The sequence below is a fragment of the Flavobacterium sp. J27 genome (assembly GCF_004303025.1).
Taxonomy (GTDB): domain Bacteria; phylum Bacteroidota; class Bacteroidia; order Flavobacteriales; family Flavobacteriaceae; genus Flavobacterium.
Window position 1 is genome coordinate 1 of sequence record NZ_PJQW01000035.1, and the last position, 834, is coordinate 834.

The window sequence follows — 834 nt, forward strand, 5'->3', positions numbered from 1 at the left end:
GAAAATTTCAATTTCGATACCAATACAGCAACAGCCACTTCATCATGGTGTTATAACGATGAATCAACTAATTGCGATACCTATGGAAAGTTATACACTTGGGATGCAGCTTCACAACTGGCACCAGAAGGTTGGAAGTTACCAACTCAAGGCGATTGGCAGGTTTTATTTAATGAAGTAGGTATTAATGTGGCACATACAGAATTAATGAATGGTGATTTTCAAGCTTTACTTGCAGGTCATAGAAGAGATGACGAGAGTTTTGGCAACTTTGGACATAGAGGGTATTATTGGTCTTCAACTGTAGGCAATGAGACTAATGAATACTACTTATATGCAATAGGTAATAGTAATTTTTCTGAGGGTACTGCAAATAACAATTTTGCATTAAGTGTAAGACTCATCAAAATCCTGAATAATTAATCAACACAATCTATCAAATTTAATTAAATATAAACTTCACAAATCTAAAAATGAAAAATCTTATTAAATCAATAACATTAGTGCTTACAATATGTCTAACAACATCTTGTTCCAATGATGACAATACAAATAATTCGTGTGAAAATAGCACATTAACAGTAACAGCAATTGCAGAAGAATACACTGTAAGAGCAACGGCTACAGGAGGCGTAGCTCCTTATGAGTACTCCATAGATGGAACAACATTTCAAACATCCAATACCTTTTCCGATATTGAACCCGGAGATTATACACTAACCGTTAGAGATGCCAACACCTGTACATCTACAACAAGTGTAACAGAAGCCGATTTAAGCTCGCTGTTAGATGAACGGGATGGACAACGTTACAAGATTGTAAAAATTGGTGATC

General features: G+C 35.1%; 2 protein-coding genes. Both read left to right on the plus strand.

The genetic code is table 11. The features are described from left to right. Positions 1 to 423, plus strand: a 423-nt coding sequence (locus CX675_RS19640; protein ID WP_304988712.1) for an FISUMP domain-containing protein, incomplete at its 5' end; no start/stop codon positions are given. 50 nt (positions 424 to 473) lie between these two features. Beyond that, positions 474 to 834: hypothetical protein (locus CX675_RS19645; RefSeq protein ID WP_130736957.1), on the plus strand; the 361-nt coding region annotated here is incomplete at its 3' end.